The sequence below is a fragment of the Streptomyces sp. NPDC048331 genome (assembly GCF_043201215.1).
Lineage (GTDB): Bacteria > Actinomycetota > Actinomycetes > Streptomycetales > Streptomycetaceae > Streptomyces.
In genome coordinates, this window is sequence record NZ_JBICYT010000036.1 from 38,124 (window position 1) to 59,956 (window position 21,833).

24 protein-coding genes are annotated in these 21,833 nt (G+C 72.7%); 16 read left to right on the forward strand and 8 right to left on the reverse strand.

Going from position 1 to position 21,833, the window contains the following annotated elements:
- The first annotated feature begins 64 nt into the window (after positions 1 to 64).
- The 3 genes from ACGFYY_RS34095 to ACGFYY_RS34105 all read left to right on the forward strand — a co-directional run bounded on the left by ACGFYY_RS34095 (position 65) and on the right by ACGFYY_RS34105 (position 2,486).
- The gene (locus tag ACGFYY_RS34095) at positions 65 to 1,078 is read left to right on the forward strand and encodes an SPFH domain-containing protein (protein ID WP_365276915.1); all 1,014 of its coding nucleotides are present in this window, start codon (positions 65 to 67) and stop codon (positions 1,076 to 1,078) included.
- Complete coding sequence (locus ACGFYY_RS34100) at positions 1,075 to 1,974, forward strand: hypothetical protein (RefSeq protein ID WP_393715392.1); 900 nt, start codon at positions 1,075 to 1,077, stop codon at positions 1,972 to 1,974. The genes ACGFYY_RS34095 and ACGFYY_RS34100 overlap by 4 nt, the downstream gene beginning before the upstream one ends.
- 119 nt (positions 1,975 to 2,093) lie before the next feature.
- Complete coding sequence (locus tag ACGFYY_RS34105) at positions 2,094 to 2,486, forward strand: YciI family protein (protein WP_393715394.1); 393 nt, start codon at positions 2,094 to 2,096, stop codon at positions 2,484 to 2,486.
- Positions 2,487 to 2,542: 56 nt separating this feature from the next.
- Here ACGFYY_RS34105 and ACGFYY_RS34110 read toward each other — a convergent pair whose 3' ends face one another.
- Together ACGFYY_RS34110 and ACGFYY_RS34115 are read right to left on the reverse strand one after the other, a co-directional pair.
- A complete protein-coding gene (locus ACGFYY_RS34110) occupies positions 2,543 to 2,836 on the reverse strand; it encodes a DUF1905 domain-containing protein (RefSeq protein ID WP_393715396.1) in 294 nt (97 codons plus the stop codon).
- A gap of 121 nt (positions 2,837 to 2,957) precedes the next feature.
- Positions 2,958 to 4,328 carry a DUF3616 domain-containing protein gene (locus ACGFYY_RS34115; RefSeq protein WP_393715398.1) on the reverse strand — a complete coding sequence of 457 codons (1,371 nt, stop codon included), beginning with the start codon at positions 4,326 to 4,328 and terminating at the stop codon, positions 2,958 to 2,960.
- A gap of 353 nt (positions 4,329 to 4,681) precedes the next feature.
- Here ACGFYY_RS34115 and ACGFYY_RS34120 point away from each other — a divergent pair, with 353 nt between their 5' ends.
- On the forward strand, positions 4,682 to 5,047 hold the full coding sequence (locus tag ACGFYY_RS34120) for a UBP-type zinc finger domain-containing protein (protein WP_393715400.1): 366 nt from the start codon (positions 4,682 to 4,684) through the stop codon (positions 5,045 to 5,047).
- On the opposite strand, the gene ACGFYY_RS34125 is transcribed toward ACGFYY_RS34120, so the two are convergent.
- Positions 5,044 to 5,487, reverse strand: coding sequence for an SRPBCC family protein (locus tag ACGFYY_RS34125; protein ID WP_365276902.1), 444 nt, complete (start codon positions 5,485 to 5,487; stop codon positions 5,044 to 5,046). The genes ACGFYY_RS34120 and ACGFYY_RS34125 overlap by 4 nt on opposite strands.
- A gap of 310 nt (positions 5,488 to 5,797) precedes the next feature.
- Here ACGFYY_RS34125 and ACGFYY_RS34130 point away from each other — a divergent pair, with 310 nt between their 5' ends.
- Positions 5,798 to 7,228: an amidohydrolase family protein gene (locus ACGFYY_RS34130; RefSeq protein WP_393715402.1), complete on the forward strand. Its 1,431-nt coding sequence runs from the start codon at positions 5,798 to 5,800 to the stop codon at positions 7,226 to 7,228.
- Between the two features lie 80 nt (positions 7,229 to 7,308).
- On the opposite strand, the gene ACGFYY_RS34135 is transcribed toward ACGFYY_RS34130, so the two are convergent.
- On the reverse strand, positions 7,309 to 8,040 hold the full coding sequence (locus ACGFYY_RS34135) for a hypothetical protein (RefSeq protein ID WP_365276897.1): 732 nt from the start codon (positions 8,038 to 8,040) through the stop codon (positions 7,309 to 7,311).
- A gap of 652 nt (positions 8,041 to 8,692) precedes the next feature.
- Here ACGFYY_RS34135 and ACGFYY_RS34140 point away from each other — a divergent pair.
- From ACGFYY_RS34140 to ACGFYY_RS34150, 3 genes are all read left to right on the forward strand, one after another.
- Complete coding sequence (locus ACGFYY_RS34140; protein WP_393715405.1) at positions 8,693 to 9,544, forward strand: aldo/keto reductase; 852 nt, start codon at positions 8,693 to 8,695, stop codon at positions 9,542 to 9,544.
- Positions 9,545 to 9,672: 128 nt separating this feature from the next.
- Positions 9,673 to 10,332, forward strand: a complete 660-nt coding sequence (locus ACGFYY_RS34145; RefSeq protein WP_393715407.1) for a glyoxalase — start codon at positions 9,673 to 9,675, stop codon at positions 10,330 to 10,332.
- A 153-nt stretch (positions 10,333 to 10,485) separates the two neighbouring features.
- Positions 10,486 to 11,073: a hypothetical protein gene (locus ACGFYY_RS34150; RefSeq protein WP_393715409.1), complete on the forward strand. Its 588-nt coding sequence runs from the start codon at positions 10,486 to 10,488 to the stop codon at positions 11,071 to 11,073.
- 67 nt (positions 11,074 to 11,140) lie between these two features.
- On the opposite strand, the gene ACGFYY_RS34155 is transcribed toward ACGFYY_RS34150, so the two are convergent.
- Positions 11,141 to 11,788: a hypothetical protein gene (locus tag ACGFYY_RS34155; RefSeq protein ID WP_393715411.1), complete on the reverse strand. Its 648-nt coding sequence runs from the start codon at positions 11,786 to 11,788 to the stop codon at positions 11,141 to 11,143.
- An 86-nt stretch (positions 11,789 to 11,874) separates the two neighbouring features.
- Between ACGFYY_RS34155 and ACGFYY_RS34160 the strand changes: the two genes are divergently transcribed.
- The gene (locus ACGFYY_RS34160; protein WP_393715413.1) at positions 11,875 to 13,068 is read left to right on the forward strand and encodes a cytochrome P450; all 1,194 of its coding nucleotides are present in this window, start codon (positions 11,875 to 11,877) and stop codon (positions 13,066 to 13,068) included.
- Positions 13,069 to 13,188: 120 nt separating this feature from the next.
- Here the strand turns inward: ACGFYY_RS34160 and ACGFYY_RS34165 are convergent, their stop codons facing one another.
- Positions 13,189 to 14,025: a restriction endonuclease gene (locus tag ACGFYY_RS34165; RefSeq protein WP_393715415.1), complete on the reverse strand. Its 837-nt coding sequence runs from the start codon at positions 14,023 to 14,025 to the stop codon at positions 13,189 to 13,191.
- 245 nt (positions 14,026 to 14,270) lie between these two features.
- Here ACGFYY_RS34165 and ACGFYY_RS34170 point away from each other — a divergent pair, with 245 nt between their 5' ends.
- Positions 14,271 to 15,632 carry an FAD-dependent oxidoreductase gene (locus ACGFYY_RS34170; protein ID WP_365276537.1) on the forward strand — a complete coding sequence of 454 codons (1,362 nt, stop codon included), beginning with the start codon at positions 14,271 to 14,273 and terminating at the stop codon, positions 15,630 to 15,632.
- A 37-nt stretch (positions 15,633 to 15,669) separates the two neighbouring features.
- On the opposite strand, the gene ACGFYY_RS34175 is transcribed toward ACGFYY_RS34170, so the two are convergent.
- The gene (locus tag ACGFYY_RS34175) at positions 15,670 to 16,056 is read right to left on the reverse strand and encodes a winged helix-turn-helix transcriptional regulator (protein WP_393715418.1); all 387 of its coding nucleotides are present in this window, start codon (positions 16,054 to 16,056) and stop codon (positions 15,670 to 15,672) included.
- Here ACGFYY_RS34175 and ACGFYY_RS34180 point away from each other — a divergent pair.
- The gene (locus ACGFYY_RS34180) at positions 16,015 to 16,794 is read left to right on the forward strand and encodes an NAD(P)H-binding protein (protein WP_393715420.1); all 780 of its coding nucleotides are present in this window, start codon (positions 16,015 to 16,017) and stop codon (positions 16,792 to 16,794) included. The two genes, ACGFYY_RS34175 and ACGFYY_RS34180, sit on opposite strands and share 42 nt — an antisense overlap.
- A 566-nt stretch (positions 16,795 to 17,360) precedes the next feature.
- Entirely contained in the window at positions 17,361 to 18,206 is an 846-nt protein-coding gene (locus ACGFYY_RS34185) for a hypothetical protein (RefSeq protein WP_393715422.1), read from the forward strand.
- A gap of 87 nt (positions 18,207 to 18,293) precedes the next feature.
- Here ACGFYY_RS34185 and ACGFYY_RS34190 read toward each other — a convergent pair whose 3' ends face one another.
- The gene (locus ACGFYY_RS34190; protein WP_393715424.1) at positions 18,294 to 19,040 is read right to left on the reverse strand and encodes a hypothetical protein; all 747 of its coding nucleotides are present in this window, start codon (positions 19,038 to 19,040) and stop codon (positions 18,294 to 18,296) included.
- Positions 19,041 to 19,282: 242 nt separating this feature from the next.
- On the opposite strand from ACGFYY_RS34190, the gene ACGFYY_RS34195 reads away from it, so the two are divergent.
- The 4 genes from ACGFYY_RS34195 (at position 19,283) to ACGFYY_RS34210 (ending at position 21,812) form a co-directional block, all read left to right on the forward strand.
- The gene (locus ACGFYY_RS34195; protein ID WP_393715426.1) at positions 19,283 to 19,552 is read left to right on the forward strand and encodes a hypothetical protein; all 270 of its coding nucleotides are present in this window, start codon (positions 19,283 to 19,285) and stop codon (positions 19,550 to 19,552) included.
- 87 nt (positions 19,553 to 19,639) lie between these two features.
- Positions 19,640 to 19,966, forward strand: a complete 327-nt coding sequence (locus ACGFYY_RS34200) for a DUF3253 domain-containing protein (protein WP_393715428.1) — start codon at positions 19,640 to 19,642, stop codon at positions 19,964 to 19,966.
- A gap of 434 nt (positions 19,967 to 20,400) precedes the next feature.
- On the forward strand, positions 20,401 to 21,612 hold the full coding sequence (locus ACGFYY_RS34205) for a cytochrome P450 (RefSeq protein WP_365276585.1): 1,212 nt from the start codon (positions 20,401 to 20,403) through the stop codon (positions 21,610 to 21,612).
- A 5-nt stretch (positions 21,613 to 21,617) separates the two neighbouring features.
- A complete protein-coding gene (locus ACGFYY_RS34210) occupies positions 21,618 to 21,812 on the forward strand; it encodes a ferredoxin (RefSeq protein WP_365276555.1) in 195 nt (64 codons plus the stop codon).
- Positions 21,813 to 21,833 lie beyond the last annotated feature (21 nt).

Genomic DNA, 21,833 nt, shown 5'->3' on the forward strand with positions numbered 1-21,833 from the left:
GTCCCCTTGACGATATGAACGGGCCCCTTTATCGTCGCATTGACGAAATGAAGGGGGGGCCGCCATGGCCGACATCACCCGCCGCTTCGGCTGGCGCCATCTGCGCTCCGCGCCCACCGCCCACATCCGCCACCACAAGCGCGGCCGACTCGCCCACGACGGGCGAGGGCTCAGCTTCTGGTACCGGTCGCTCTCGGCGGCGCTCTCCGAAGTCCCGGTCGACGACCGCGAACTGGCCATGGCCTTCCACGCCCGAACGGCGGACTTCCAGGACGTCGCCGTCCAGGCCACCGTCACCTACCGGATCAGCGACCCGGCCGAAGCCGCGGAACGGCTCGACTTCTCCGTCGACCCGGACACCGGCAGCTGGCGCGGAGCCCCCTTGGAACAGATCGCCACACTCCTCACCGAGACCGCCCAACAGCACGCGCTGGACGTACTGGCCCGCACCCCGCTGGCCGTCGCCCTGGTCGACGGCGTCACCTCCGTGCGGACCAGCGTCACCACGGGCCTCGCCGCCGAGCCCAGACTCCCCGCCACCGGCATCGACGTGGTCGCCGTACGCGTCGTGGCGATCCGCCCCGAGGCCGAGGTGGAACGCGCCCTGCGCACCCCGGCCCGCGAGCAGATCCAGCAGGAGGCCGACCGGGCCACCTACGAACGCCGGGCCGTCGCCGTCGAACGCGAACGGGCCATCGCCGAGAACGAACTGGCCAGCCAGATCGAACTGGCCCGCCGCGAAGAACAACTGATCGACCAACGCGGCACCAACGCCCGCCGCGAGGCCGAGGAGAAGGCCGCCGCGGACGGCATCCGCACCGAGACCGAGGCCGCCCGCAAGGTCCGTCTCGCCCGCGCCGACGCCGAGGCGGCACGCGAGACGGGCACGGCACGTGCCGAGGTCCAGGCCGCCTGGCTCCGCGTCCACGACGAAACCGCCCCCGGCACGCTCCACGCCCTGGCGGCGACCCGACTCGCGGAGAACCTGCCGCGCATCGAGAGCATCACCCTCTCGCCCGACGTCCTCACCGGACTCCTCACCAGACTCGGACGCCCGGAAAGCGGCACGGACACGTGAGCCTGGCCCCACGGGCGGTCCTCGTGCACCGCAGGACCGAGTACGAGGAACTCCTCGCCCGACACGGCACGCACGGACAGGCCGCGTTCTTCCTCTCCAGCCGCGGCCGCTCCATCGACGAGGTGCACCGCCGCCACGACCGCACCCAGCAGGCCCTGCGCCAGGTGGCGGCGGCGGTACCGCTCACCTGGCGCAGCTCCCGCGTGGAACGGGCGGACCTGGACCGCTTCCTGTTCGCCCCGCAGGACGTGGTGGTCGTGATCGGCCAGGACGGCCTGGTCGCCAACACCGCGAAGTACCTGCACGGACAGCCGGTGGTGGGCATCGACACCGACCCGGGACACAACCCGGGAGTCCTGGTCCGTCACCGCTGCGCCGACGCGTCCGCCCTGCTGCGTGCCGCCACCGCCGCCGGGAGCGGCACGGAAGAGCTGACCATGGTCGAGGCCGTCGCCGACGACACCCAGCGCCTCCTCGCACTGAACGAGATCTACCTGGGCTCACCCGGTCACCAGACCGCCCGCTACCGCCTGACCTCCGACGACGACACCGGCCCGGACGAGGCCCAGGCGTCCTCCGGGGTACTGGTGGGCACCGGCACCGGCGCCACCGGCTGGCTGCGCTCCCTGTGGCAGGAGCGTTCCAGCCCCGCGCGGCTGCCCGCACCCTGCGAGCGGCGCCTCCTGTGGTTCGTACGGGAGGCCTGGCCCTCACCCACGACCGGAACGACGAAGGTCGCCGGTGAACTGGAGCGGGGGCAGGCGCTACGACTGACCGTGGAGTCGGACCGGATCGTGGTGTTCGGCGACGGGATGGAGGGCGACGCCCTGCAGCTGACCTGGGGCCAGAGCGTACGACTGGGCATCGCGCAGACGGCGCTGCGCCTGGTGACATGAGCCCCGCCCCGCCCGGCCGTCACCGGGCGGGGCGGGCACCGATGAGTTCCGTGGTCGGCCGAGGTCTACCTTCCCGTAGGGCCGAGAGCCCCCGCAGCCGCCCCGGAAGGGTGAAGACCATGAAGTACATGATCCAGATGAACGTGCCGGCCGACCAGTGGGACGCCGTCATGTCCTCCTACTCCGAGGACGACATGCAGGCCATGTTCGCCCACATGAACGCCCTGAACGCGGAACTCACGGCCGCCGGGGAATGGGTGGACGGGCAGGGCCTCGGAGGACCCTCACAGGTCAAAACGGTGCGGGCCGCGAGCGACGGACGGCCGCGGGTGAGCGACGGACCGGCGCAGCCGGGACACATCCTGGCCGGCTACTGGCTGGTCGACGTCGCGAGCGAGGACCGGGCCCTGGAGATCGCCGCACGGGCGTCGGCGTGCCCCGGCCCGGGCGGGAAGCCCGGCAACGACCCCGTCGAGGTGCACGCGATCCTCGCGGACCCGACGGGAGCCTGAGCCCGTTCGGACGAGCGCCGGGCCGAGGGCGGTCGCACCCCGGGGACCGGCGGCGCTCAGCCCGGTAGGCGCACCGTCATCGTCACCGTCACCTCGTCCCCCGCCACCAGCCCCAGCGGCGTCCGGACAGCGTTCTTGACGGGCAGCAGGTACCCGCCGTCCCTGGGGAAGAGCGACGTCCCGAAGGCGACTTCGCCGATGACGGCCTCGACGGGGACGACTCCCCAGCCGTAGGAGGCCGCCGAGGCCACCTGCCGTACGTCGGCGGACGACTCCTCCGGCACCGGGACGAAGTAGAACGGCGCCGGTCCACGCCATTCGATCACCTGACCGGCGAAAACCATGCGCACAGCAGCAGTTCCTTCCCGGGACGGGCGGCGGCGGAAGGCGGGCGGTTCCGCCCACCTTACGCGGCGGCCACCGCCCGCCCCGGGCCGGCGCCCGTACGACAGGCCTCAGGACGGCAGGGGATCAGCCCAGCGTGAACCAGGCCGCCCGGGCCTTCTTCCACTCCGCGCGCGTCAGGTCCTTGGCCTCGGTGCCGTCCCCGTACAGGTCCGCGGACCCGCTGTCCGTGATCAGCTGCACCCGGGCGCCCGGAACCGTCAGGTCCGGCACCTCCACGATGGCCTCCCAGCCGCCGGGGTCGGTGGTCGGCAGGTCCGCCCGCCCGACCGGCGCATGGCCGGGGACGCCGTCCCACCGGTAGAGCGCGTACGGGTCCGAGTTGTCGTCCGCGGCCCAGGAACCGGCCAGGATCAGGTACTGCCCGGCCGCGTTCTTGCGGATGTCCCGGACGGAGAGGCCGCCGAGGTCCAGCTCGATACCCGCGCCGAAGGTGGCCTCGGCCCCGCTCGCCAGCACCTGGTCGAAGTTGGTGACCGGCACGATCAGGGCCTTGCCGCCCGGCACGACCGGCGCCGGCGGGGCCCGGAAGCCCAGGTAGGCGGTGCTGGTCGAGCCCGGCGCGAACTCCAGGCCCTCGACGTTGAACCCGTCGATCTGCTTCGGCGCCTCCCCGTCCGCGGTGCCCGCCGCGAACCCGTACCTGTTCCCGTTGGCCTTGTCCCAGGCCACCAGGTCCTCGCGGAGCTTCTTGTACGAGCGGCCGTAGGCCGGCTGCGCGCCCGCGCCGGAGCCGCTCACCGTGGTGGTGAAGACCGTGTTGCGGGGCGCCTTGTACTCGCCGTCCTTGTTGTTGCCGAGCGAGCCGGTCCAGTAGACGGTGTTCCCGATCCGGGTCGCGCCCTCGATGTCCACCTCCTTGCCGACACCGAGCTGCGAGCTGAAGTCCCAGGTCCGCACCGGGGCACCCGAGCGGGAACGGTCGTACAGGCGCAGTACGTTGGACTCGTCGTCGGCCACCACCGCGTATCCGCCGCCCACGTCCACGGCGGCCGAGGCGTCCGCGGACCCGGTCAGGTACCGCGCGTCGGCCGGGTTCTGCACGGCGGCCGAGGCCGCGTAGGACAGCGTCCTGGTGGCGGTCCTGCCACCCAGCCCGGTGACCTTGACGGTGAGGGTGGTGTAGCCGCGGCCGCGCGCGGCGACGGCCAGCCGCCGCACCGCCCCGGCGCCCGTGAAGGTCACGTCCCCGGTCCCGGCGACCGAGGCCTTGCTCGACGCGGACACGCTGACGGTGAGCGCGGACGGGTCCGCCCCGCTCTGACCGACGGTGACGTCCACGACCGGGTCACCGGTCGCGCCGACGGCCCCGGACAGGTAGGCGGCGGACAGCGCGATCGTCGGCGTCCCGTACGTCACGGCCTGCGCGGGCACGGTCAGCGCGGCGACCAGCAGGGCGGCGGCGCCGGCGGTCCCGGCGGCGAAGCGAACGGTCACGGAAGGTCCTCTCGTCCACGGCCGTCACGTCGTGACGGCCGTCGAGAAGATTCGGCCACGGTGGACAATTCCCGGTGCACACCACCCGTCCCACCCGGAGAACAGCGTTCCGGAAATCCCCCACGCCCGCCATCCGAGCCCCCGCCCGAGCCATGACACCGCATGGTGCCACCTCTGCCGCGGGCAGGACGGAGTCCCTGCGCCCGAGGTTCCCGCTCGGCGCGTACGACGACGGATTCCCCGGCCGTGGACGCATCCGTTCGCGCGCCTCGGCCGAAAGGAGAGCGGGATACGAGAACTCCCGCGTCCGCGGCCGCGCCGGGCACGGGCCGTGCCGGTGAGGAGTGGTGGCGATGGCGGGTGGCACCGGCTGGCGGGTCGGGCCCGACGGCGGTCGACCGCAGGGGCGGTCCTGTACGCACATCGGGCTCCTGGCGGCGTCCGAACCGTCGCCGCCGGCTCCGCCGGTCGGCTGCGCGGACTGTCTCTCACACGGCTGGAGCTGGGTACGGCTGCGCCGGTGCGTGACCTGTGGCCACGTCGGATGCTGCGACAGCTCGCGCGGCCTGCACGCCCACGCCCACCATCAGGCGAGCGGACACCCGATCGTCCTGTCCCTGGCGCCCGACGAGGACTGGGCCTGGTGCTTCACCGACGAGGTCTTCCTCGTCCGGTCCGGCCACGGCGGATCGGGGCAGGCACGACGCCGGCCGCGCTAACCGCGGTGGACGACGGCCGCGGAAGGCAATCTGTCGGCCACGGCATCGGCCAGCCGGTCGAACTCGGGGCGCAGGAAGGGCGTGGCCAGGCGCGCCCATCCCTTGAACCGCAAGGACGCCGTGTAGGTGAGGAGCGTGGTCGTGGCCGAGCGGGCCCGGAAACCCAGGTCGTCGGTGGCCGTGACGGTCTTGTTCTCACCGACGAACAGCAGCCGGTCCGGCTCCCGGGAGACGAGCCGGTAGAGCAGGTCGCTGGTCCGGCCACGGAAGCGCGAAGTGTTCCGCCACGTGCTTCCCTGCCGCACCGGTCCCGCACCGACCCGCACGCACCGCACCGTGCCGGGGTCCCATTCCTCGGTTCGGGAGAAGTCCTCCAGGTAGGCGACCAACTCTTCGAGAGGAAGCCCGACGAGGATGTCCCTCCGGACGGTGATCGCCACAGCCGACCCCTTACCGGCCCCGTGGGACCGAATCGATGTTCCGCAGACGTATCGCTTCCCCGCGGGAGCCGCGGACGGATGCACGACCGACGCCCGGGTCCGTACCCGTTCGCAGGGAGGTCGAGGGACGGCTGACCGGTGACCGACGGATGACCGGCGGGCGACCGGAACGGAAAAAGTTTTCCGCGAACGTCTATCGAATGACAGTGCGCTGGGAATGCTGCGTGTGTTCTCCCGCCCTGCCCGACGCCCCCCACCCGGCGTCGCCCGGGCGGGCCTTCCGTTCTGAGCCCTCGGGAGGTACTACGCCATGCAGCCGTCCCCCACCCCGTCGCCGGCCCACAGCCGCCGCGCGATCCTCACCGGCCTCGGCCTGGCCGCCGCCACCCCCCTCGTCCTCGCCACCACCACCCGCCCCGAACACCCACCCGTCCTCCCCGCCCCATCCGTCCCGCTCGGCCCGACCGTCCTGCTGCGCGGCGCCGCCCTCGTACTCACCATGGACCCGGCCCTCGGCAGCGGCCCCCTCGGCGCCCTCGACAACGCCGACGTCCTGATGCGCGGCGGCACCATCGCCTCCGTCGGCACCGGCTTACGGCCCCCGCCCGGCACCTGGATCGTGGACGCCTCCGGCAAGCTGGTCATGCCGGGATTCGTCGACACCCACACCCACCTCTGGCAGGCCGTCATCCGCGGAGGCTGCACCGACGGGGACCTGTTCGGCTGGTTCACCCGATGTACCGACCCCCAGCGGGGCCGGCTCACCCCCGAGGCCCTGCACAGCTTCGTACGCCTCGCCGCCCTCGACGCCGTCCAGTCGGGAGTCACCACCCTCGTCGACTGGGTGGACATCTTCTCCTACGACCTCATCGAGAGCTACGTACGAGCCCTGGCCGCGACCGGAGTGCGCTTCACCTACGCGATGTTCCCCTCCGAAGCCGACCCGACCCTGGTCACCAAGGTGAAGAAGGAACTCCTCGATCCCGCCCCGCTCGGCGACTTCCAGGTCGCCACGCACGCGGCGAGAGCCGTCCAACACCTCAACCACGCGCACTGGGAAGCCGCCCAGGACCTCGGGGTCATGCTCAACTCCCACGTCCTGGAACGCCCCGAGCAACGCGCCGACGACCCCATCGGGGTCCTCACCGACATCGGCGCGCTCGGCCCGCGACTCCTGATCAACCACGCGATCCACCTGACCGACGACGAGATCGCCGCCGTCGCCGCGCACGACGTACGCGCCGCCCACTGCCCGCTCAGCAACATGCGGCTGGCCTCCGGCATCATGCGGCTGTCCGAATTCGGGCGACGGGGCGTCAAGGTCGGCCTCGGCCTGGACGGCGGCACCAACGACAGCTCGGACTTCCACGCGCTGATGAAGACGGCCATCGGCCTGCAGCGCGCCCGCGCGACGCAGGCCCACATCTTCCCGCAGGTGCCCGACGTCCTGCGGATGGCCACCCTCGGAGGCGCCGAGGCCCTGGGGATCAGCGACCGGACGGGCTCCCTGACCCCCGGAAAACGGGCCGACGTCGTGGTCGTCGACCCGGCCGCCCTGAACTTCGCGCCGCGCTTCGACTGGATCGGCCAGACCGTCTTCAACGGACGGCCCGAGAACGTCGAGGCCGTGTTCGTGGACGGGCGGCCGCTGAAGTTCGACGGCCGGCTCGTCGGCGTCGACACGCAACGCGTCGTACGCGAGGCGGAGACGGCCGCGACCCGACTGCGCGCGGCCGGATAGACCACCCGGCCCCACCCCACCCCACCCCACCCACACACGCACGCACGCACGGGTGGCGGGGCCGGTGGCCCGGGGTGGGATCAGCCCACCGCCTCCCAGGCCCTCATCGGACCGTCCAGCCAGGCGGGTGGCAGCTCGGCGGCGTCCCACTCCTCCCGCAGCGCGGCCGGCCGCGTCGCGAGCCGCTCCAGCACGGCGACACCGGTGGCGGAATGCAACAGGGAGTAGCGGCTGTGGATCGCGGTGGCACTGCCGGGCCCGTACTCCACGTACAACCGCTCCAGACGGGCCCGGTGCGCCGCGGCGAAGTCCGCCAGCCGGCCGGCGTACCGGGCCCTCTCCCGGGCGGTCATCGTGCCGAGCACGGCACGAAGCACCTCCTCGGTGACCTCGGGGTCGAGGTCGGAGACAGCGGTGAAGGCCAGATGGAGCGGGGTGACGGCCGCCTTCGCCTGCTCCACCTCGATCCGCCCGACCGGCGGCCGGGCCGACCGAGCGGCGCTCGGCCCGTCGGGGGCGACGCTCTGCCGCAGCGCCCGTTCGGCGATCGAGCCGAGCTCGTCGGTGACGGCCCGGGCACCGTCCAGCCACCCCGACTCGTACGGCTCGCCCTTGTCCCCCGGTACGGACCCGCCCAGCGCGCCGAGCTCCTCGCACGCGCCGGCCAAGGCTCCCGCCTCGACCAGGGCGATCAGGCCCTGCGCGTCGTCGGCGAAGACCCCCGCCCGGCCGAGCAACTGGAGCAGCGTCCTCCTCGCGTTCAGGACACTGACCGAGTCCAGCTCCTGCCGGTTCTCCTCGGCGGCATGCATCGGATCCTCCTCCATCGCACAGGCCGGCGGTGCGGTGTGCCGGCGCGCGGCACACCCTTCGTACGGTTCAACGCACGATGACGCCGCCGTGATCCCTAAGGATGCCCCGCCGCCCGACGACCGCATCCGTTCGACGCAACGAGCACCTCGACCGGCCGGCGGGCGCCGGCACCGGCCGACCGGGACCGGAGCCGCTCCTCCGCCCGACAGGCGTACCGCCCCTCGGTGCCCGACGGTACGGTGCGCGGACTGTCGGCGGGGAACCGGCCGCGGCGGGGCCGATACTTCCCCCGACAGCGACCGTCCGAGTCCCAGGAGCGACCGTGGGCCGCAAGCGTCCGGGATCCCGCCGCCGTCAGGCCGCCGCCGTCCGCCACCACCCGCACGAGCCGGCCCGCGCACCGCCGGTCTCCGACGGTGCGCCGGCAGGGAGTTCACCGCCCCGACGCCCCGTCCCCACCTGATCGGCCGGCGGCCCCTCGGGGCCCGGGTGACGTCGTACGCGGCCTTCGCTCCCTCGGCGAGTCCCTCGAAACCGGTGGTCCGCACGAGAGGCCCTGCCGGACGAACCGAAGCCCTTCCCCCCGCACCCGCCCCCGCCCTCGCACCCGCCCCCGCACACCCCGTACCCCCGACCGACAAGGAAGAGCCCATGCAGAGCGTCACCCTCAACACCGGCGCCCGGATGCCCATCCTCGGCTTCGGCGTCTACCAGATCCCGCCGGAACAGACCGAGCAGGCCGTCACCGACGCCCTCGCCGCCGGCTACCGGCAGCTCGACACCGCAGCCGCGTACGGCAACGAGGAGGCCGTCGGCCGCGCCGTCAAGGCCAGTGGCATCCCGCGCGAGGAACTGTTCGTCACCACCAAACTGTGGGTCCAGGACGCCCCCGCCCAGGACAACACCCGCCGCGCCTTCGAGACGTCCCTGACCAAGCTGGGCCTGGACCACGTCGACCTGTACCTGATGCACCAGCCGTTCGGCGACGTCTACGGACAGTGGCGCGCCATGGAGGTCCTCCATCGGGAGGGCCTGGCCAGGGCGATCGGCGTCTCCAACTTCTACCCCGACCGTCTCCTGGACCTCGTCCTCAACAACGAGATCGTCCCCGCGGTCAACCAGATCGAGACCCACCCGTTCTTCCAGCGCACCGCCGACCAGGACCTCATGCGCGAGCACGGTGTCCAGCACCAGTCCTGGGGCGGCTTCGCCGAAGGCAGGAACAACCTGTTCACCCACCCCGTCCTCAGCGAGATCGGCACCGCGCACGACAGGTCCGCCGCCCAGGTGGTGCTCCGCTGGCTGATCCAACGCGGCATCGTCACGATCCCGAAGTCGGTCGACCCCGGCCGCATGGCGCAGAACCTCGACGTCTTCGACTTCGAACTCGGCGACGGCGAGATGGCCCGCATCGGCGCACTCGACACCGGCTCCTCGGTGTTCTTCGACCACCGCGACCCCGAGATGGTCGCCCGACTCGGCAAGCACCGCGTGGCCAACTGACCCGGACCTACCCCTACCGGCGATCGGGACGCAGGGAGCGCAGGTGCCGGGCGTGCGTGGCGGCAAGCCTCGATACCGGTCAGGATTCGAGAAGCCTCGAGTGCCGCCCGGCCCCTAGCGTGAGGGACATGGCAACCACCGCTTCCACCGCAGCCGACCACTCCCTCGCCTCCGTCACCCTCGAGGTGACCGACCCCGAGGCCGCCCGCCGCTTCTACAGCGCCTTCGGCGTGGACACGCTCGTGCACCTGCGGGCGTCCGAGGCGCACTCCACCGGATTCCGCGGCTTCACCCTGGCGCTCACGGTCTCGGGGCCGGCCACCGTCGACCACTTCGTCGGCGCCGCCGTGGCCGCCGGCGCCACGGTCCTGAAGCCCGCCACGAAGTCGCTGTGGGGCTACGGCGGCGTCGTCCGGGCCCCGGACGGGACGATCTGGAAGATCGCGACCTCGGAGAAGAAGGACACCGGCCCCGCCACCCGCGAGATCGACGAGGTCGTCCTGCTGATCGGCGTCGAGGACGTGAAGGCAACCAAGCAGTTCTACACCGGTCGGGGCCTGACCGTGGCCAAGAGCTTCGGCGGCAAGTACGCCGAGTTCGCCCCCGGTCGCCACAGCCCCGTCAAGCTGGCGCTGTACAAGCGCCGGGCCCTCGCCAAGGACCTCGGTGTCCCCGCCGACGGCACCGGCTCGCACCGCATCGTCCTCGGCGGCACCGCCGACACCTTCACCGACCCGGACGGGTTCGCCTGGGAGGCCGCCGCGTCGCCCGCCCCCACACCGTCCTGACCCACCCCGAGGAGCGGGCGGCGGTGTCCCGGACGATCCCGGATCCTCATGCGCGTCCTGCCGTGCCGGCCCGGCGACGGACAACGACTGCCGGGCGCCGACCGGTATGTGTGAGACTCCCTCTGATCTTGATCACTCGGGGGGAGTTCCGCGTTGAACGCGCTGTTGAAGAGGGTGTGGACGGGGCTGGCCGCGACCTTGGTCGTGAGTCTGGCCGCCGTGGTCATGCCGGACCACATCCAGATCGCCGACGACGGGCGCGTCCACCTGGGCGCGCCCGTCTCCACACCGTCCCCGTCCTCGGCGGAGCCCGAACCGGAGTTCACGTCGCCACCCCTCACCCGGGACGCCGTGGACGAGACGATCCGGACCGCGATCGGCGCGGCGGGCCTCGATCCGGCGCAGGGCCGGCCGGTCGGCGCGGCCGGCGCCGACGCGAAGAGGACGGGCTGGACGGCCGTACGCGAGAAGAGCGCCGCACAGGCGGAGATGAACGCGGTCTGCGCCGACCTGGAGCGCCAGGGCTGGAAGTCGAACCCGAACCCGAAGGGTGACAGCCCCGACGCCTCCCGCAGCTACAAGCGCGGGGGCTGGTACCTGCTGGTGAGCACGCGCGGGAAGACCCAGGCGCCGTCCACCACCTCCACCGTGACCGACTCGCAGACCTACCTGACCCTGGCCGCGTTCCAGCTGAACCTCTCCGACCTGCCCCTCCCCGACATCACCGTCCGCATCGGCTGACCCCCGGCCCCCGGTGCGGCGTACGCGGACCGCCGCACACGCACCCCGGCACAGCGGCGGGGCCCTGTCAGCCGCCTCCGCCGCCGGTCGATCCGCCGTGGCCCACGGCCATCCACGGAGGGGACTGCACGCGGCGCTCGACGACCAGGTCCACCTGGACGGCGGTGGGGGCGAGCGTCCGTTCCAGTTGCCGATGCAGGGGGGTGGTGTCGGTCGTCCACGGGAAGACGGGCATGGCCCGGACCGGGCGCCCGTTCCTCAGGAGCACGTGCAGCACGATCCTGCCGGACACCGGCTTCCGGTCGCTCTTGTACGACTCGACGACGCGGTGGTCGATCCAGATCTGCCGTACGTCGGCGAGCGGCCTCGGCCGGCCCGTCCGGGAGCCCCGGACGAGGGTCATGGTGTCCGGGGCGGCCGCGGGGGAGAACCGTAGCCGGGTCACGTTCCGGTAGGCCCCGTACAGGATCGCGAACGTGTTGACGAGGAGTCCCACCACGGCGGCGATCCCGACCACGGCCCAGATCCGGCCGGGCCCCTGCCCGAGCACCGCCATGACCACGTAGAGCGGGGTGCCGTACAGGACGCCGGCCGCGAGCGACCCGATCACCTCCCCGGGCCAACGCTCGGCGGCGTACGCGAGCGGCCCGCCCGCCTCGCGCAGCACCACGTCGACCACGTCGGGGTCCGAACGGTCCATCCGCACGCTGTCCATGACACGACGTTAGGACGAGGTCACCGGTCGGGGAAGAGCGCGTGCGACGCCCGAGGGGCCGATCCGCCAGCCCCTAGGCTGATCCCATGGATCTTCAGGGCGACCTCGTACACCACCCCCACGATGCGTACCGGCATCTGCGGGACACCGCTCCGGTGCAGCGCATCGCGGGCGCCACCGGCGAACCGGCATGGCTCGTCACCCGGTACGACGACGTACGCCCGGCCCTCGCCGATCCACGGCTCTCCCTCGACAAGTCCCACGCCGCACGCGGCGCGCACCGCGGCCTGTCCCTGCCGCCCGCCCTGGACAGCAACCTCCTGAACATGGATCCCCCCGACCACACCCGCATACGCAGGCTCGTCGGCCGCGCCTTCACGCCCCGCCGCGTGGAAGCGATGCGCCCCGGGATCCGCCGGACCGCGGACGAACTCCTGGACGCGCTCGGCACGGAGGGCCGAACCGACCTCATCACCTCCTACGCGGCCCCCCTGCCCATCGCCGTCATCTGCGACCTCCTCGGGATCCCGGACGACCACCGCAGGGACTTCCGCGCCTGGACCGACCAACTGATCGCACCCGACCCCAGCCGCCCCCAGGACGCCGAGCAGGCGATCGGCGCCATGCTCGCCTTCTTCACCGAGCTCATCGCGCACAAGCGACGCCACCCTGCCGACGACCTGCTCTCCGACATGATCGCGGTCCGCGACGGCGACGGCGACCGGCTCGGCGAGGACGAACTGACCTCGCTCGCCTTCCTCGTCCTCGCCGCCGGTTACGAGAACGCGGTCCAACTCATCGGCAACGCCGTCCACGCGCTCCTGACGCACCCCGAGCACCTGGCACGCCTTCGCCTGGACCCGTCGAAGCTGCCCCGGGCCGCCGAGGAACTGGCCCGCTACGAGGGACCGGCCCTCCTGGCGATCCGCCGCTTCGCCACCGAGGACATCACCATCGCGGACGTGACGATCCCGGCGGGGGAGACCGTCCTGCTGTCGCTCGCCGCGGCCAACCGCGACCCCGCCCGCTTCCCCCACCCCGACCGGCTCGACCTCGACCGGGACACCTCCGGGCACCTGGCACTGGGACACGGCATCCACTACTGCCTGGGCGCTCCGCTGGCCCGCGCCGAGGTCGAGATCGCGCTGGCCGCACTCCTCGACCGGTTCGCCATCTTGACGCCCGCCGAGACCGAACCCCGGTGGCGACGGTCCCTACGAGCCCGCGGCCTGCTCACGCTCCTGGTGGACTACAAGGCCACCGCACCGCCGCTCCCGTAGGAACGGCGGGTCCGTCCCGGACGCGGAGCCGATCGCGGGCCGGCCGACGGCGCCCCTCGGTCGAAGGCCTCCAGGCCCGTCCAGGCCCGTCCAGGCCCGTCCAGGCCCGTCCGGGCCCGTTCAGGCCCGCGTCTCCGCGTCCGCCGGGGCCTGCGGCCCCGACGCCTGCGTGGCGGCCGTCTCCCAGGGAGGGGGCGTCCGCGACTCCGTCCACGCGGCCAGGTCGTCGACGTCGACGCACACGATGTCGCAGGCGGCGGCGTACTCCAGGGCCGGAGCGGTGAAGGAGCTGGTGGTCACCACCACGGCCACATCGGCCTCGTGGACGGCGAAACAGGTACCGCCGAAGCGCTGCAGGTCCTGCGAGCCGACCCGGTTGCCTTCGCCGTAGTGCTTGCACTGCACGACGACGCGCAGCCCGTCCGCCGTCGTGGCGATCACGTCGGCGCCCAAGTCACCCGCCCCGCCCACGACTTCCACCTGCGGGCAGCCGTCGCGCGCGCACAACGCGGCGATCGTGTGCTCGAAGCCGTCGGCGTCCACCGCCGCGTGATCCAGGGCATCGGGCCCCACCTCGGGCACGCCGCTCGGATCCGGCACCGGCCCGGCAGCGACGGACGGGACGAGGACCGCCGTCGCGGCCCGCGGATCCACGGACGACGGACACGCGGGGCCCTGCGGATACACGGTCGCCGCGCAGGCCGCCCCCGGATACCCGGGAGCGCGACGCCGGACGGGGGACAGCACCCACCGGGCCAACGCCACCCCACCCACCAGGAGCATCACCGTGACGATCGGCATCACGGGTATCCCGCCCCCCGACCCCACCGCCGTCCGCACGAACACGGCCGAACCGCCCAGGCAGATGCCCACGAGCCCGACCGCCAGCACGACGTCCCGCCCCACCGACGCCTCACCCCCGCCCGCGCCGTCCCGACGGCCTCCCGAGATCGCCATCCAGGCCCCTCCCTCACTCGTTTCCCCAGGCCGGACCCCGTACACGACCCCGTACCGGACCCCGTACATCTCCTCGTCTGATCACGAATCCCGGATCCAAACGACCCCCGCGACGTGCGCAGACGACCCGACGTCCGCGGGCACGGCGGCGAGGGGGCAGCCGTCCGCACCACACGCCCGTGCATGGAACGGCCTGCCGGGGAAGACGCGCCGAGGACCCGTACACCCGAGAAGGGACGGACACCATGGCACGACCCAGGATCGTGGTCGTCGGCGCGGGCTTCGCCGGCGTCTCCTGCGTACGCCGCCTGGAGCGGACACTGTCACCCGGGGAGGCGGAGATCCTCCTGGTCACCCCGTTCTCCTACCAGCTCTACCTGCCCCTGCTGCCCCAGGTGGCCTCCGGGGTACTCACCCCCCAATCCGTGGCCGTCTCGCTACGCCGCAGCCGCCGCCACCGGACCCGCATCGTGCCCGGCGGGGCCGTGGGCGTCGACACCCGGGCCAAGGTCTGCGTCATCCGCAAGATCACCGGCGAGCTGGTGGACCAACCGTACGACCACCTCGTGCTCGCCCCGGGCAGCGTGACCCGCACCTTCGACATCCCGGGCCTGACGGAACACGGCCGCGGCATGAAGACCCTCGCCGAAGCGGCCCACCTGCGCGACCACGTCATCGCCCAACTCGACCTCGCCGACGCCGCCGCACCGGGATCGACGGAACGGGCCTCACGACTCGGCTTCGTCGTCGTCGGCGGCGGCTACGCGGGCACCGAGACGGCCGCCTCCCTGGAACGGCTCACCACCAACGCCGTCGACCGCTACCCCCGGCTGGACCGCCGCGAGATCACCTGGCACCTCGTGGACGTCGCCCCGAAGCTGATGCCCGAACTCGGCGACCGGCTGGGCCGGGCCGCCCTCGACGTGCTGCGCCGCCGAGGCATCCAGGTCTCGCTCGGCGCCTCCGTCGCCAAGGCCGGCCCCGAAGACGTCACCCTCACCGACGGCCGCGTCCTGCCCTGCCGCACCCTCATCTGGACCGCCGGCGTCGCCGCGAGCCCACTCGTCGCCACCCTGGGCGCCGAAACCGCCAAGAGCGGCCGACTCGTCGTCACCCCGGACCTGCGGGTACCGGGCGCGGACGGCACGTTCGCACTCGGCGACGCGGCCGCCGTACCCGACCTCGCCGGCGACGACGACGCGGTGTGCCCACCCACCGCGCAACACGCCGAACGCCAGGGCAAGGTCGCCGCCGACAACCTCGTCGCCACCCTGCGCGGCACACCCCTACGCCCCTACGCCCACAAGGACCTCGGACTGGTCGTGGACCTCGCCGGCCGCGACGGCGTCTCCCGCCCCCTCGGCATCGACCTGCGCGGAATGCCCGCCCAGGCGGTGGCCCGCGGCTACCACTGGGCGGCGCTGCGCACCGGCGCCGCGAAGACCCGGGTGATGACCAACTGGCTCCTGAACGCCGTCGCCGGCGACGACTTCGTCCGGACCGGCTTCCAGACCTACAAGCCGGGGACGCTGCGCGACTTCGAGTACACCGACCACTACCTCACCCCCGAGGAGGTACGGGCCCGCACGGCGACCCACCGAGGCTGACGACTGCGGCGTACGGGAGCACCTCCGGCGGCGGCACTCACCCCGCCGGCCTCCACGGCCGAACACCCGCCGGCCGCGGCACCAACCTCTCCGGACCACACACCTGGCCCTCGGTGCGCGACGGAAGGCGGCGGGTGATCCGGTCGAACAGGTCGACCAGCGGCTCGCCGACGTCCCTGCCGAACCCGGTGAACCCGTAGGTGACCTGAGGCGGCGTCGTCGGCTCGACGGCCCGCCACACCAGCTCGTCCCGGACCGGCGCGCGCAGGGTCCGGGCGAGCATCTTCTCGCTGACGCCCTGGACGCTCTCGCGCAGCCCGTGGAAGCGCAGGTCGTCGCTCCGCAGGGAGGTCAGCACCCAGACACCCCAACGACTGGTCAGGTGGTCGACCACGTCACGCGCGGGACAGTCGGTGTGGAGCACGTCATACCGCCTTGTCGCGTCACCGCGTCCGATCTCACCGAGCCCGCCACCCTGGAGCCCGCGCTCGCCGGGGCCAAGGCCCTGTTCCTGCTCCTGTCCGCGGACCTGCACGACCCGGGGGCGACAGCTCCGGCCGAGATCGTCGCCCGGGCCGCGGCCGGCGGGGTCCGCCGGGTCGTCCTCCTCTCCACCCAGGGCGTGGCGACCCGGCCGTACGGCGCGACACGGATCACGATGCGCGCACTGGAGGAGAGGATCCAGGAGTCCGGCATGGAGTGGTCCGTCCTGCGGCCGGGCGGCTTCGCCTCCAACGCCCTGTGGTGGGCCCCCTCCGTCCGCACCCGGCGGGTCGTCGCCGCCCCGTTCGCGGATGTCGGCGTACCGGTCGTCGACCCGTGGGACATCGCCGACGTCGCCGCGGCCTGCCTGCTGGAGGACCGGCACCTGGGCGGCGTGTACGAGCTGACCGGCCCGCAGGTGATCACCCCGCGCCGGCAGGCGCGGACCATCGCCACCGCCCTCGGCGCACCCCTACGGTTCCACGACCTCACCCGCGAGGAGGCCAAGGCCGCCATGACCCGGGCGATGCCGGCCGAACTCGCCGACGACACCCTGGACATCCTCGGCGCCCCCACCGAGGCGGAACGACGTGTCGGCCCGGCCGTGCGACAGGTGCTGAACCGCCCGGCGCGCCCCTTCGCCGACCGGGTCTCCCGCGACATCGCCGCGTTCCGCTGAGCCGCCACCCCGGCCGTGACCGTCCGGCGTGACCGTCCGGCGTGACCGTCCGGCGTGACCGTCCGGCGTGACCGTCCGGTGTCGCGTCAGGAGGGCCGCGTGGCGTGGCGTGTGCACCGGGCTGCCGCCGCCGAGGTCCGTTTCCCGGGGGCGGCGGTACGAGCGCCGGCGCCGAGGGCTTGCCGGGCGGCCCCGTGTTTCCGGCCGGGGGAGGAGAGGCCGGGAACACGGGACGTCCGGGTGCCGTACGGATCCGGGCGGCAGCCCGTCGTGCGGGCGGGCCTGCCGCATGAGGCCGGGGGGAAAGGCCGTCATGCGGCCGGGCCGCTCCGGAAGCCCTGCACCACCAGCGGCTCCCGGTACCACGCGTCTGACCCGACAACCTTCCTCCAAACGCCCCTGTGCCGAAAAGTTCTGAGAGAAGATCAGGAACCCGCCGGAGGACGGACCCCGCCCCGGCCGACCCGTCCGCGACGGCGGTGGGATCCAACGGCGCAGCGCCCTGCCGGCGGGCGCTCCGACGCCGGCCGCGGCCGCCCCGGGCGGGGGACGTATTCTCGCTGATCGTGACGTTGCGAAGTCGGGTGTGGAGTGTCTCCTCCTGGACGGGATGGGCGAGGGGTGCCGCGGCGCCGTGGCACGTGGCCGCTTTCGAGGACGCCCACCGCCTGGTGCGGGAGGGCTCGTTCGAGGCGGCCGAGGAACGGGCGAGGGCCGTCGTCGCGGCTCGTGAGGGCGTGTGGGGGCGGGACCGACGGCCCGTCACCATCTGGCAGGCCAGGTACTACGCCGTCGCGGCGGCGATCCTCCACGGTCGGGGGTCGGCGGTCTCGGCCGAACTCGACGGCCTGATCGTCGAACTGGAACAGCTGGCCGGCGCGAGCCGGTCGCTGCTGCTGCGGGCCCGGTTGTTCCGTGCCTGGGTGCTGATCGACGAGGGACGCCCTGCCGAGGCGAAGGCCGAGGCCGAACATGTCCTGCGGGAGTTGGCACGGACCATGCATCTGATCATGGACTGGGACCTGGAACTGAGTGCTCTGGTGTGCATGGGCGACGTCCTGTGCGCGTCGGACCGGCATCCGGAGGCGGAGACGATCGCCCGCGGGCATCTGCCGCGGGCCGAGGGGCAGCCGGCGACCGGTCTTCATCTGCTGTTGATGCGCAGCCTGTCGGGCCAAGGACGCCACGAGGAGGCCCTGGCCGAGTCCCGGACACGACACCCCGAGCACTCTCCCGGCGTCGACGGAGCGTACGAACTCGCCATCGCCGTGGCCCTGCACGGCCTGGGCCGCGACGACGAGGCGAGGGAAGAAGCCCTGCGGGCACTGACCGCATGCGAACGCCACCTCCATCCCGGCCACCAGCGGCTGGGCGAGATACGGGCGCTGCTCACCTGCGTAGCCCCCGCCTGACACGGCGGACGCCGCATCGCGGCCCGGGCCGCGGCGGGCGCCCTCGACGCGTGGAGCCGTGTCACCAGGACCGCGGCAAAGCCCCGTTCAGGGACTCCGAGCCTCCTGAGGCCGTCCAGGGCACCCCAGGAACGTCAGCACCGACTCCTGCGAAGGCCGGGCGTCCCGCGGCCGGTCGTTCACCGACCAGGAGCCGTCCCACTCGACGCGCCACACCTCGCCGTGGGCATTCCCGAACTCCACGAAGCTGCCGGGAGCACCTTCGAGGAGCGCGAGCTCCCGCAGCAGCACGTCCCGCCTGGTGAACCCGCGGGAGCCACCCGTGCTGCCACCACCGGTCCGCGTGTCCTCGTATCGCATGCGCAGGTACGGGACCGGCGACCGGGACACGACAGCCGGCCGCAGCATGCCCCTGAACCGCAGGACCGCCTCCTGCGGATCCTCGTCACCGCGGAACTCGCACCGGTAGGCGGGGAAGACCGCCGAGACGACCTCGTTCAAGGCCTCGTTCCGCCCGTGGTGGTAGCCATGGACGGCCGGCGAGGCCGCCGCGACGGCATCGAAGAGACAGGACCCGTACGAAAACCCCGGAAGGACCGTCAGCGGCCGCGCGTCCCGGCCCCGGCCGAGTCGATGCCGCCTCGCGAACGCCAGAACAGCCCTGGCCAGCCCGTCGTCATGCACATCGAGCGAGTTCATCCGGTAGGCCCACTGCCCGTCAGGATCCATCGCGAGGGAGAACACGAACCGGGACATCGGCGACCACCGCCATGCCAAAGGTAGACCCGGCTCCTGAGCGGCCCCGAGCGCCGCGACAGCCGCCTCGATGTTCACGCCCCTCATCCTTCCCGACCCGACCCGACCCGCCACCGTGATCCGGGGATCACCCCCCGGGCACGCCCCCCTTCGGCCGCCGCGGCTCCGGCCGGAAACGGCCACTGCGGCGGCAGCGGCAACGGCGGCGACGGATACTGCGGGTGGACGGACCGGCAGCCGAGCGACCCGGAGAAGGGTCTCCGATCGACCGAGGCTGCCGGCGAGAGACATGTCGGTTTCTGATTCTGAAAGGTTGCGAAGTGAACAACACCCTGACCGTTCTGGCGTCGGCCGCTTTCGGCTCCACCCTGTATCTCGTGGCTCTCTCGACCGTGAGCCGGCTGAACGAACTGGCCCCGCGCGCCAGGACCTTAGGCCTCGTCGCGGCGGTGATCGCTCTGTGCGCGGTCGTCGGAACTGTCGCGTCCGCGAGCCCGGGTGTCGTACTCGGATTCATCGTGGGCGCCGGCCTCACACCGCCCGTACACTGCTGGATCACGCAACGCCCCCGTCCGGTCGCCGGTTCCTGACCGTCCGGGGGCTTTCCGGACAGGCAGGCCTTCCGAGGGGTGTTGCGAGGGCTCTCGTCGCCGCCCCGCCGGTGCGACACTGACGACGTGAGCGATACCGATCGGCAGACGGACCGGCGCCTGGAACAGGCCATCCTGGAACTGCTCGAGCGCCGGGCTCCGACCGCGACGATCTGCCCGTCCGACGCCGCGCGGGCGGTGTACACAGGGGACGGCGACGGATGGCGCGCGCTCATGGAACCCGCCCGCCGCGCGGCCCGGCGGCTGGTGGCGGCCGGCGAGGTGGAGATCACCCAGGCCGGTCGCCCCGTCGACCCGTTGCCGACCCGGACCCCGCCCGCCTCGACGACACGATGCACGGCGTCCGCGGGGCGGGTGCTGCTGCTGCTCGCCCTGGGCGCCTTCCTGCCGTGACCGGCCCCCCTCGCCCACCACGGCATCGCGCAGTCCCCGGTCCGTGTCTTCCGCACGGCGGACCTCCGCGAGACGGTGCCGCCGCCGCTCGCGACGCTCCTCGTCCGGGAGGTCGCCCTCCTCGACCTGCTCCGGGGCACCTACGACAGCGTGCCGCTCGGGGCCCGGCCGGCCTTCGCACCGGGAGCGCCGCTGTCGGTCACCCTCGTGGCGACGGGGGAACCACGCCCCCTGCGCACGCGACACGGCATCACCCTCCGCGGCGCGCTCCTCCGCCGACGGGGCCGCCCGTAACCTCCCCTGCAAGGCCCGGGAGCGCGCGCCCGGGTGAACTCGGGCGGACTGGCCGAAACTGGCATGGATGAGATAGGTGCCTTAGGCATGTAATGGAGTCCGGCGTGAACGGAACCATCGCTTGCGAGGTGTTGCTTTCCATGACCGAGGCCATGTCCCATGCCCTGCCGGACACCGTCGTCTTCCCCCAGGACCGCACCTGCCCCTACCACCCGCCGGCCGCGTACAAGCCACTACGGGAGAACCGACCCCTCTCACGGGTCACCCTCTTCGACGGCCGCTCCGTATGGGTGGTCACCGGCCACGCCGAGGCGCGCGCCCTGCTCTCCGACGCCCGGTTGTCCAGCGACCGCACCAAGGCGGCCTTCCCCGCCCCCACCCGCCGCTTCCAGGGCGTCCAGGACCGGCGCACCGCACTGCTCGGAGTGGACGACCCCGAGCACAACCGACAGCGCCGCATGCTCATCCCGAGCTTCTCCGTCCGCCGGATGACAGCCATGCGACCACAGATCCAGGAGACCGTGGACCGGCTGATCGACACGATGACGGCACACGGCACACGGGCCGAACTCGTCAGCTCCTTCGCCCTGCCGGTCCCCTCCATGGTGATCTGCTCCCTGCTGGGGATCCCCTACGCGGACCACGAGTTCTTCGAGGAGCAGTCCCGGCGGCTGCTGCGCGGCCCCGAGCCCGCCGACGTCGAGGACGCCCGCCACCACCTGGACACCTATCTGGAGACCCTGATCCGGCACAAGCGCACCCATCCGGGCGACGGGCTGCTGGACGAACTGATCGCCACCCGGCTGCGGACCGGCGAGACCACCGTGGAGGAACTCGTCGCCCTGGCCGTGATCCTACTGATCGCGGGCCACGAGACCACCGCGAACATGATCTCCCTCGGCACCTTCACACTGCTGCGCCACCCCGAGCAACTCGCCCGACTACGCGACGAACCCTCGCTGATGTCGGAGGCGGTGGAGGAGCTGATGAGGTTCCTCTCCATCGCCGACGGCATGCTGCGGGTGGCCACCGAGGAGATCGAGGTCGGTGGCGTGACGATCCGCCCGGACGAGGGAGTGGTCTTCTCCACCTCCGTCATCAACCGCGACGAGACGGTCTTCGAGACGCCGGACGCGCTCGACTGGAACAGGCCCACCCGCCACCACCTGGCCTTCGGCTTCGGCATCCACCAGTGCCTGGGCCAGAACCTGGCCCGCGCCGAGATGGAGATCGCCCTGGGCACCCTCTTCCGGCGACTGCCCGACCTACGCCTGGCGGCCGACCCGGACCGGATCCCCTTCAAGCCCGGGGACACCATCCAGGGCATGCTCGAACTCCCCGTGGCCTGGTGAGCGGCATGCGGATCTCCGTCGACCACGACCTCTGCATCGGCGCCGGCCAGTGCGCGCTGACCGCACCCCAGGTGTTCACCCAGGACGACGACGGACTCGGCGAGGTGCTCCCGGGCCGCGAGGACGGCCACGGCAGCCCCCTCGTACGGGAAGCCGCCCGGGCCTGCCCGGTCTCGGCGATCACCCTCGCGAACAGCTGAACTCCCCGACCCGCCGGACCC